The organism is uncultured Gemella sp., from assembly GCF_963525165.1.
In the GTDB taxonomy this organism is placed as follows: Bacteria; Bacillota; Bacilli; order Staphylococcales; family Gemellaceae; genus Gemella.
Genome location: NZ_CAURJN010000051.1, coordinates 1 through 11,248, shown reverse-complemented (window position 1 = coordinate 11,248; position 11,248 = coordinate 1). Strand labels below are relative to the sequence as shown.

Here is an 11,248-nt window from a genome sequence, read left to right as displayed (position 1 = left end):
TGTATATAATTTAATCGAACTGATTTTTTCCATCAGTCCGATTTTTTGATGAGCCAAAATTAAGCAGTAGATTAGATAATATTATGAAAAATAGAGAAAATCTAATGAAAAGTAATAAAAATAAATAATATGAATTATCAATGGTGAAATTTAGTCAAAATACTAGCAAATAATATTAGAACATGATATAATTCTTCTTATATACTTTACTAATTAGGAGGTAATCTATATGCCATTAGGATATTATGGAATGTCAGGAAGTTATATACTTTACTTTTTACTAATTATGCTGATTCCTTTATGGGCTCAATTCAAAGTAAAAAGAACATATGAAAGATATAAAAAAGTAAGAACAAAATCAGGATTAACTGGAAAAGAAGTTGCAGAAATTATAATGCAAGCAAATGGAATAACAGGTGTTAAAGTAGTAAGAGGAGAGGTTGAATTATCAGATCACTACGATCCAACTAATAACATAGTTGTACTTTCACCTATAGTTCATGATCAACCGACAGTTGCTTCAGTAGCGATAGCAGCACACGAAATTGGTCACGTTATTCAAGATAAAGTAGCAGACTATAAACCAATGAGATGGAGACACTCATTAGTACCGTTGGCAAATCTTGGAGGAAACCTATCAACTATTCTTATTATGGTAGGATTCTTATTAACGGGCTTAATTGGACAATATGGTTATACAATTGCTTGGATTGGAGTAGGATTAATGCTATTTGCAGTACTATTCCAAGTAGTAACATTGCCAGTTGAGTTCGATGCTTCAAAACGTGCATTAGAACAAGTGGTTGATTTAAATATCGTAGACGATCAAGAACACAGACACTGTCGAAAAGTTCTTGTAGCAGCAGCTTTAACTTATGTTGCAGCAGCAGTTGTAGCTTTAATGGAAATGCTGAGATTTGTCTTCATATTATTAAATAGTAATAATAGAGACTAATTAATATTGGGGCTGACCCAAAAGTACTAAATTTTAACAAAGTGTATATGAGAACTCATAGACGCAGTGGTTTATTGACATCTAAATTCGCTTTATAAAAGCTTTTTAGATATCTAATAAACTGTGCGGGGGTGACTCTAAAAAATCGATTTTTCTGAAATCACGATTTTTGAGTCACTCCCTTTTTATTATAATTATAAGAGAAGCATATTAAAAATTTTCTTACTAATCATTTCTTAACATAGTAAAGAAATTATTCAAACTATATTAGGTTATATAACTAATTAACTTGAATATTAAGCTAATATTCCTTTCATAATATTTGTATTAGTGATATAATATTGTATAACTATATAATGAAGAGGTAAAAAATGATTTACGGAATAGGTTGTGATATCGTCGATATTCATCGCTTTGAAAAATATGTCGATGACAGAAAACGACTTGAAAAATTATATACAGAAAATGAATTAAATGAATTTTATAAAATAACAAATCATAGAAGGAAAATGGAATTTTTGGCTGGACGTTTTGCTGTAAAAGAAGCTACTTCAAAAGCATTGGGTGTTGGGATTTCTAAAGATTTTTCTTTTCATGATGTAGAAGTGAAAAAAGATGATAAAGGAAAACCTTATATCAATTATAAAAATTTCATAACACATCTTACTATAAGCCATACTGATTCAACGGTTGTGGCATTTGTTGTTTTAGAGAAGGGGGATACGAGTAATGATTAATGATAGACCAACACAATTAAGAGTAGATTTAGATGCGATACTTAATAACTATACTAAGTTAATTTCTCTTAATAATAAAAAAATCGGTATAGCAATAGTAAAAGCTGATTCATATGGACTAGGTGCAAGGGTAATAGCTTATCATCTTTATAAAAATGGTGTTAGGCATTTTGCTACTGCAACATTAGAAGAAGCATTAGAATTGAAAGATGTTATATGTGGTAGTATGGTTCTTGTTTTAGGTGTCACAAATCCCCAAAATATAAAATACGCTGTAGAGAATAATATATCATTAACATGTCCATCTAAAGAATGGTTAGAAAAATGTCTAGAAGAGATGGAGAGTATCGAAAGGAAATTAAAAATTCATGTTAAGATTGATACGGGAATGGGACGTATTGGTACTTCTGATAAAGAAGAATTAGTTAAAATCGATAATCTACTTTCATCTGAGAAAATAGATTTTGAAGGGATATTCTCGCACTATTCTAATGCTGATGGCAGTGATAATAATTATGATGATTATCAAACTAAAAACTTCGATGAAAGAATAAAGCTATTTACGCATAAACCAAAATACATTCACATTGGAAATTCAGCTAGTACGGTAAAATATAGTGACAGAAAAGATCAGTATAATATGACTAGATTAGGAATTTCACTTTATGGGTGTTATCCAAGTAAAAATATTGAAAAATTAGATGAGATTAAACTAGATCCAGTAGTTTCGCTAGTAAGTAAGGTAACTCATGTTAAGAAATTTTTAAAAGGCGAAAAGCTAGGGTACGGAGTTAGTTATGAAGCAAAACAGGATGAATATATCGCAACAGTGCCTATCGGTTATGCAGATGGTATTTTAAGGCGAGCTCAAGGATTCAAGATTAAAGTTGGGACAGAAGACTGTGAGATAGTAGGACGTGTTTGTATGGACCAACTTATGGTACGTTGTAGTGAAAATATAAAAGTAGGAGACGATGTTCTGTTTTTTGGTGAGAATAATGGACAAAACATAGCAGTAGATGATTTTGCTACATATCAAGATACAATAAGTTATGAAATATTCTGTTGTATAAATAAACGTGTTCCAAGAGTTTATTATAAAAAATAAAATGGAGTTATAGTATGTACGAGAAAATTACAAAAAGCTTAGCAACTAAGTTAAAAATACAAGATAAGTATGTAGTCAATGTATTAAACTTATTAGAAGAAGGTAATACAATTGCTTTTATCGCAAGGTATAGAAAAGAATTAACAAATTCGCTAGATGAAGTTGCTATTAAACAAATTCAAGATGAGTTTAATTATTTAAAATCACTTGAAGAAAGAAAAGAAGAGGTAATTAGATTAATTTCAGAAAAAGGTCTACTTACTGATGAACTAAAAAAAGATATTTTAGCTCAAGAAAAATTACAAAGGGTAGAAGATTTATATCGTCCTTTTAAAGAGAAAAAACGTACTAAGGCCACGATAGCTAAAGAAAAAGGCTTAGAGAAACTAGCTAATTATATTCTGAAACTTCCAAAATCCTTAGAAGATTTAAATAGAGAAGCTGCTAAGTATATAAATGCTGAAAAAGAGGTTAATACGGCTGAAGAAGCAATTAACTGTGCATTAGATATTATCGCAGAAAATATTTCTGATAGTGCTAAATATCGTGAATATGTACTTGAAAACACTAGAAAATTCGGTCAAATTACATCAGTACTAAAAAAAGGTGGAGAAGAAAAAGACGAAAATTCTACTTATAAAAACTACTATGAGTTTGGAGAACAAATTTCAAAAATTGCTTCGCATAGAATTCTTGCTCTAAATAGAGCGGAAAAAGAAGGAATAATTCGTGTAAGTATCGAAAATGATAAAGATAGACTACACAATTATATACTACGTGGTTTAACAAAAAATCGTCAAACAGCGATTAGAAACTTACTACTAGAATGTATCGCTGATAGTATGAAGAGATTAATCTATCCATCAATTGAAAGAGAAATTCGTAGTGATTTAACGAAAAAAGCTGAGGAAGACTCTGTTGTTATTTTCTCAGAAAACTTAAAACAACTATTAATGCAAAGTCCTCTAAAAAACAAAAAAGTTTTAGGAATCGATCCTGCATTTAGAACAGGTTGTAAAATGGCGATTGTTGATGAATATGGTAATTTTATCGATAAAATGGTCATCTATCCACATAAACCAGCTTCAGCAGATAAGCAAGAAAAATCTAAAAAAGATTTAATTAAATTTATTAATAAACATAATATTAATTTAATAACTATCGGTAATGGTACTGCATCTCGTGAAACTGAGAAATTTGTGGTAGATAACTTAAAAGAAGCGGGATTAAAAATTGACTATGTTATTGTAAATGAAGCGGGAGCAAGTGTGTACTCAGCTAGTGAAGTAGCACGTGAAGAATTCCCAGACTTTAATGTAGAAGAAAGAAGTGCTGTGTCTATCGCACGTCGTATTCAAGATCCATTAAGTGAACTTGTAAAAATTGATCCTAAATCAATCGGTGTAGGTCAATATCAACACGATATTACGCCCAAGTTTTTAGAAAAAGAGCTTACTTTCGTAGTAGAGACTGCGGTTAACAAAGTAGGGGTAAATGTTAATACGGCATCTGTTTCACTACTATCATATGTGTCAGGTGTTAATAAACAAATCGCTAAAAATATCGTAGCGTACCGTCAAGAAAATGGAAAAATAGAAACAATTAAAGAAATAGCCAAAGTACCAAGACTTGGTAAGAAGACATTCGAGCAATGTGTAGGATTCTTTAGAATACCGGATAGTAAAAATATTTTTGATGCTACAGGTATTCACCCAGAAAGTTATAAAGCAGCAGAGAATTTACTAAAAGAGCTGAAACTATCAACTAAAGAAGTAGGAACAGAAGAGTTTGCTACTACAATAGACGGTGTAGATAAAAAAGCTCTAGCAGAAAAAATTGGTGTAGGTCTTGAAACGTTAGAAGATATAATTAAAGATTTGAAACAACCTCTGCGAGATGAACGAGAATCGTTTGCTAAGCCGCTGTTAAAATCTGATATTCTAACTATCGATGATCTTCAAATAGGAGTCAAATTAGCAGGGACTGTGAGAAATATTACGCAGTTTGGAGCATTTATAGATATTGGTTTAAAACAAGATGCTATGGTACACATCTCAAAAATTAGTAAAAGTTATATAAAAAATCCACTTGATGTCCTTAGTGTAGGGCAAATTGTAGATGTATATGTTATAGATGTAGATAAGCAAAGAGGTCGTGTTGCACTAGCAATGTTTAAAGATTAAAGGAGGTAAAAATGAATAATAACAAATCAAAGTACCTTCCAAGTATAGATAGTTTAAGGGCATTGGCTGTATTAGCCGTTATTATTTATCATGTTGATGTAAATTACCTACCGGGTGGATTTTTAGGGGTAGATTTATTCTTTGTTTTATCGGGATATTTAATTAGTTCATTAATTATAAAAGAATTCAGAAAAACAGGGACTGTAAATTTATATAACTTCTATATAAGAAGGGCTAGACGTCTGTTACCAGCTGTTTACTTTATGATAACAGTTGGATTAGTAGTAATGGTACTTTTCAATGAAGTACTTCTTCGTAAGAGTCACCTTGATGCTATATTTGGTTATATATATTCTAGTAACTGGTGGTATATTTTCCATAAACTAGATTATTTCGATAGTTTTGGTGCACAGAGCCCGTTCAAACATCTTTGGTCTCTAGCGATAGAAGAGCAATTTTATATGATTTTCCCATTGCTATTCCTATTAGTTAATAGAAAGAAAAAATCAAAAGATGGAACATATAAATTAAATAAAAACTTTTTATATGTTGTTGTTGGATTAATATTAGTATCATTAATAACTCATATTCTTTTATTTGATATAAACAATATTAGCAGAATATATTTCGGTACTGACACTAGAGCATTTTCTCTACTAGTAGGAGTTGTAGGCGCAATCTTATATCCTATGGAGAGATTGCATACTAAGGTAACTCCGCAACAGAACCTGATATATAGTGTGATTTCACTAGTGTCTATCGCTACTTTAATTACAGTAATGATTTATACATCTGAATATAACACATGGCTATATAGAGGTGGATTCCTATTAGTAGCTATATTAGGGTTAATAGTTATTATTAGTAGTGGTAAACAACATACAGTAATGGCAAGGTTATTGTCCTTTAAACCAGTTGTGTTTCTTGGGAAAATTTCTTATAGTTTATATCTATGGCATTTTCCAATATTAGTATTAACCACGCCAGTAGCTGAGATTGGTAATACTAACATTTACTTTGTAATATTAAGAGTTATTTTAACGTTTGTTGTAGCTATAGTTAGTTATGTGTTTGTAGAAACACCAATAAGAAAATTAGGATTTAAAAACTATATAAAAGTTATTTTCAAAAAACTGAAAAAACGCCCTAGAAAATCACGTAGAATTTATGCCGGTATTGTTGGAGTAGTTTCAATATTTTTCGTAATGGGAATTTTTGGAAAGAGTGTTCCATTTATTTCAACAGCATTTGTAAAAGAAATGGAAGTTAATAAAGAAACTCAGTTTGTAAATAATGGGAATAATAAAGAGAATAAAGAAGAGCAAAATAATGATTCAAATAAAGAAAACAAAGATAACAATGAAAATAAAGATGAAAAAAATAATGCAGAGAAAAAATATAGTTCTGTTGTAGTTATCGGAGATTCATTGACAGTTGATATTGGAGAAAAATTCCAAGAATTATATCCAGGAGCTGTTATCGATGGGAAAATTGGTCGTCAGTTATACGTTGCCATAGAAGAAGCAAAAAGTTATTCTAACTACAATAACGAAAATTCTGCGATAATTTTCCAATTAGGAACGAATGGACCATTTACTGAAAGTCAGATTGAAGAGTTAGTAAAAGTGTTTGATAAAGCGGATATTTACTTTGTAAACATTAAAGTACCAAGAGCTTGGGAAAAAACTGTGAATGCAGCATTGAAACAAGCACAAGAGAAACATACTAACATTAATATAATAGATTGGTATTCAGTAGCAAATAGTAGTAAAGATTTATTTGAACCAGACAGAGTTCATTTAAATCAAAATGGTATTGTTGAGATGACAACGTTAATTAAGAAAAATCTAAAACGACCAGTGGAAATTAAAGGAAATTAGTAAGAGTCCAATAAAGGATGAAACTTATAAAAGGGAGTGACTCAAAATCGCGATTTTTGAGTCACTCCTTTTTAGTTTTAAGAGGTAGGAGAATTTCTTCTAATATGGTTAAAGGACGATTTTATGTAAATACGAAGATAGTATTTCAGATATTAAGCTTATAATTATTAATTTATAAATTTAGATAGCTTTTCTAATTGAAATATTTAACTTTCGTTGAAATATCAATATAGTTTGTGATATAATATTTTAGTATTATAATTTATAGAATAATAAAAAAGGAGATAACTATGACAAAAGTAAGAGTAAGATATGCACCATCTCCAACAGGAAATTTACATATCGGTAATGCAAGAACTGCATTATTTAATTACCTTTTTGCAAAACACAACGGTGGGGATTTCGTATTAAGAATTGAAGATACGGATTTCAAACGTAACAAAGAAGAAGGTGAACGTAGCCAGCTTAAATACATGAACTGGTTAGGTTTAGATTATGATGAAGGTATTGGAAAAGAAAAAGAATTTGGTCCATACCGTCAATCTGAGAGAATTGATATTTATCAAAAATACGCTGACCAGCTAATCGCTGAGGATAAAGCTTATAAATGCTACATGACAGCTGAAGAATTAGAAGCTGAAAGAGAAGAGCAAATCGCTAACGGATTACCACCTCGCTATAGCGGGAAACACGCTCACCTTAGTAAAGAAGAGCAAGAAGCTTTTGAAAAAGAAGGTAGAAAACCTGCTATTCGTATCCGTGTTCCACAAGATAGAACATATAAATTTGACGATATGGTTAAAGGTGAATTATCATTCGAAGGGCATGACTTCGGAGATTTCGTAATCATTAAAAATGATGGAGTAGCAACATACAACTTCGCTGTTGTTATTGATGATTACTTAATGAAAATCACTCACGTACTGCGTGGAGACGACCACGTTTCTAATACACCTAAACAACTTGTTGTGTACGAAGCATTAGGATTTGAACCACCAAGATTTGGTCACATGACGCTTATCGTTAATGAAAGTAAGAAAAAATTATCAAAACGTGATGAAAGTATCATTCAATTCATCGAACAATATGATGAATTAGGGTACCTTCCAGAAGCATTATTTAACTTTATCGCTTTACTAGGATGGTCTCCAGAAGGTGAACAAGAAATCTTCACTAAAGAAGAATTCGTGAAAATCTTTGATGAAAAACGTCTGAGTAAATCACCAGCATTCTTCGATAATAATAAACTTACATGGATTAACAACCAGTATATTAAAGCTCAACCTTTAGAAAGAATCGTAGACTTATCATTACCGTTCTTCATTAAAGAAGGTATAGCAACAGCTGAAGAAGTAGAAGCTAATAAAGCATGGTTTGAAAAATTAATTTCATTATACCAACCACAAATGAGTTACGGAGCTGAAATTGTTGAGTTAACAAAACAATTCTTCGTTGAAGATATTAAATTTGATGAAGAAGAATTAGAAATCTTAAAACAAGAAACAACAGCAACAGTATTCGAAGATTTCTTAACAAAAGTTGAAGAAGTAGAAGAATTCACAGCTGATAACATTAAAGCTTTAATCAAAGCGATTCAAAAAGATACAGGTGTTAAAGGTAAAAACTTATTTATGCCAATTCGTATTGCATCAACAGGATCAATGCACGGTCCAGAATTAAATACAAGTTTAGAATTACTAGGTAAAGAACGTGTAGCTGCTAGAGTAAAAGCTGCATTAGAAACAATTAAATAGTATAAATTAAGAAAAGAAATAACGACAGATTAAGGGTGAAATGAATCAGAACTACTAAATTTTAAAGTAGCCCTTAATTTTAATTTTTTGAGCTGAAAAAAGATAGAGAAATATAAATAAAAGTAAAGAAAATATCTTGACATTCGTCTTAAAATAGGGTATTATTACTTATGATATTGTTTATATATCTTCACGAGTAAGCCCCGGAAAACTTAGTCGTTATGACAGATTTAAAACAACATCTAGGAGGAAAAAAGACATGCGTCAAACATATATGGCAAAGCCATCAACTGTAGAAAAAAAATGGTATGTAATCGATGCTGAAGGTCAAACTTTAGGTCGTTTATCATCAGAGGTAGCTTCAATTTTAAGAGGGAAACACAAACCTACTTATACACCACACATCGATACTGGGGATAATGTTATCATTATCAACGCTGAGAAAATTGTGTTAACTGGTAAAAAATTAACTGATAAAATTTACCGTCGTCACACAATGCACCCAGGTGGGTTAAAAGAAAGAACTGCTGGATTAATGGTAGAAAAATATCCAGAAGAACTTTTAGAACTATCTATCAAAGGTATGTTACCAAAAAATACTTTAGGTAGAGCTCAAGGAATGAAACTTCACGTTTACCGTGGAGCTGAACACCCACACGCAGCACAAAAACCAGAAAAATACGAATTACGTGGATAATATAGGAGGAAATAATTAAATGGCACAAGTAGAATATCGCGGTACAGGACGCCGTAAAAGCTCAGTAGCACGTGTAAGATTAGTACCTGGAACAGGGAAAGTTGTTATCAACAACAGAGAAATGCGTGAATACTTACCATTAGAATCATTAGTATTAGACTTAATGCAACCTTTAGAAGTTACATCTACTACAGGTAACTATGACGTTTTAGTTAACGTTAACGGTGGAGGATACACAGGACAAGCTCAAGCAATCCGTCACGGAATTGCACGTGCTTTACTAGAAGTAAACCCAGAATACCGTAAAGACTTAAAACCAGCAGGATTACTAACTCGTGACCCTCGTATGAAAGAACGTAAAAAATACGGTCTTCGTGGTGCGAGACGTGCTCCTCAATTCTCAAAACGTTAATGAAAACCTTATTATACCAAGCTTCACAGCCATTTTTTGGTGTAAATTGGTGTAAATTATTAGGAGTATCATAGTTTTGATAGCTCGTCTAAGAGATTTAAAGCATCGGCATCTTGCTGGTGCTTTTTTTCTGGCATTAAAGATAAATAATATTCTTGAGTAGTCAATATCGAATTATGACCAAGTCTTCTTGAAATATAATCCAAACTTATATTTTTTGAAAATAAGAAAGATGCATGACTATCTCTAAGTCCATGAAATGTAGTTTTAGTAATCTCTAATTTTTTTAGTAATTCTTGTAAATATTTTGATTGCATAAAATTGTTTCTGCAAAAAACATAATCTTTTTTTGATTTAGATAGTTCAACTAATGCATCATATATGTCATTATTTATTGATATATCACGTTTTGAAAATTTATTTTTAAGTGATGTATCTTTGCTAGTAGGACTTATAGAACGTCTGATTTTTATTCCAAATTCATAGATATCTTCACATTTTAATCCCAATAGTTCTCCACGTCTAGCACCAGTTTCAATTGCTAGCAAAACAAGTACATTAAATTCAATATGTTTATGTTCTAAGCAATATTTTCTTAGTTTAGCCATTTCTTTTATAGAAAGTGAAATATTTCTTTTAGGAAGTTCTTTTCCTCTAACTTTTAATAAACTACCAAAATCATTTACCAATAAACCACGAGCATAAGCATATTTGAGTGAACCTCTAATTTTTAAGACTAGTTCTTTAGTAGTCTTTTTTGAATGTGTTAAAGCATATTCATCAATTTTCTTTTGCATAACTGTATCATTTAAATGTCTTAATTCAATACCCTCAAATAATTTATCAATTATTGTAATAGTACGTTCATAATTAACTAGAGTAGCTTCACGAACATCATTTTTTTTAACTGAAAAAATCCAGCTTTTATAAAAATCAGTGTAAAGCGTGGTTTGTTCTGCGATATTTTTTCCTTTGCCTTTGTATAACTCCATTTCTAAAGCCCATTGTTTCGCTTCTTTTCGTGTTTTAAAGGTCTTAGTTATTCGTTGATTTTCACTATTTTTATATATGGATACTGTAGCTCTATAAGAAGTACCCCTTTTTGTAATATTTGCCATTTTATCAAATCCTTTCATTCTAAATACTCTTGATAAAATAGACTAGTCACTACTTATATAATAAACAGAAAAAACTATTTTATCAAGAGCTTTATAATTAAATACTATGTTTTTCTATAAATTCTACTAAATGTTTTTTTAGAAATCTTTGTTGTTTTCCAATCATAAAACATTTACAGTCATTATTATTTCTAATATATTTATCAAAAGATTTAGGGTCAATTCCTAAGAATTTAGATGCCTGTTCTCTGTTTAATAAAAGGGGAAAATTTTCAATTTTATTAACCATTATTATTACCTCCTGTTCTGCTTTATATGATAAAATATAAAGAGTAGAAGAGCCGAAAAAATTTCTACTATTTATATTAATGAGTCACTATTCTAAACTATGGTGACTTATTTTT

At 30.6% G+C, this 11,248-nt stretch carries 10 protein-coding genes; 8 read left to right on the top strand and 2 right to left on the bottom strand.

The features are described 5' to 3' along the window. Positions 1–229: 229 nt before the first annotated feature. The 8 genes from RWQ74_RS08320 (at position 230) to rpsI (ending at position 9,726) form a co-directional block, all read left to right on the top strand. A complete protein-coding gene (locus RWQ74_RS08320) occupies positions 230–955 on the top strand; it encodes a zinc metallopeptidase (protein WP_399540766.1) in 726 nt (241 codons plus the stop codon). 371 nt (positions 956–1,326) lie between these two features. Beyond that, the gene (gene acpS, locus RWQ74_RS08315; RefSeq protein WP_314397827.1) at positions 1,327–1,692 is read left to right on the top strand and encodes a holo-ACP synthase; all 366 of its coding nucleotides are present in this window, start codon (positions 1,327–1,329) and stop codon (positions 1,690–1,692) included. Continuing rightward, the gene (gene alr, locus RWQ74_RS08310) at positions 1,685–2,800 is read left to right on the top strand and encodes an alanine racemase (protein WP_314397825.1); all 1,116 of its coding nucleotides are present in this window, start codon (positions 1,685–1,687) and stop codon (positions 2,798–2,800) included. Before acpS ends, alr begins: the two co-directional genes overlap by 8 nt. A gap of 14 nt (positions 2,801–2,814) precedes the next feature. Beyond that, entirely contained in the window at positions 2,815–4,983 is a 2,169-nt protein-coding gene (locus tag RWQ74_RS08305; protein WP_314397824.1) for a Tex family protein, read from the top strand. A gap of 11 nt (positions 4,984–4,994) precedes the next feature. Next, positions 4,995–6,863 carry an acyltransferase family protein gene (locus RWQ74_RS08300; protein WP_314397823.1) on the top strand — a complete coding sequence of 623 codons (1,869 nt, stop codon included), beginning with the start codon at positions 4,995–4,997 and terminating at the stop codon, positions 6,861–6,863. Positions 6,864–7,153: 290 nt separating this feature from the next. Beyond that, a complete protein-coding gene (gene gltX / locus RWQ74_RS08295) occupies positions 7,154–8,617 on the top strand; it encodes a glutamate--tRNA ligase (RefSeq protein ID WP_314397822.1) in 1,464 nt (487 codons plus the stop codon). A gap of 259 nt (positions 8,618–8,876) precedes the next feature. Further along, positions 8,877–9,314 carry a 50S ribosomal protein L13 gene (rplM, locus tag RWQ74_RS08290; protein ID WP_003144827.1) on the top strand — a complete coding sequence of 146 codons (438 nt, stop codon included), beginning with the start codon at positions 8,877–8,879 and terminating at the stop codon, positions 9,312–9,314. Between the two features lie 19 nt (positions 9,315–9,333). Further along, on the top strand, positions 9,334–9,726 hold the full coding sequence (gene rpsI / locus RWQ74_RS08285) for a 30S ribosomal protein S9 (RefSeq protein ID WP_003145894.1): 393 nt from the start codon (positions 9,334–9,336) through the stop codon (positions 9,724–9,726). A 68-nt stretch (positions 9,727–9,794) separates the two neighbouring features. Here rpsI and RWQ74_RS08280 read toward each other — a convergent pair whose 3' ends face one another. Beyond that, on the bottom strand, positions 9,795–10,862 hold the full coding sequence (locus tag RWQ74_RS08280) for a tyrosine-type recombinase/integrase (RefSeq protein ID WP_314397821.1): 1,068 nt from the start codon (positions 10,860–10,862) through the stop codon (positions 9,795–9,797). 79 nt (positions 10,863–10,941) lie between these two features. Then, positions 10,942–11,133 carry a helix-turn-helix domain-containing protein gene (locus tag RWQ74_RS08275; RefSeq protein ID WP_314397820.1) on the bottom strand — a complete coding sequence of 64 codons (192 nt, stop codon included), beginning with the start codon at positions 11,131–11,133 and terminating at the stop codon, positions 10,942–10,944. Positions 11,134–11,248 lie beyond the last annotated feature (115 nt).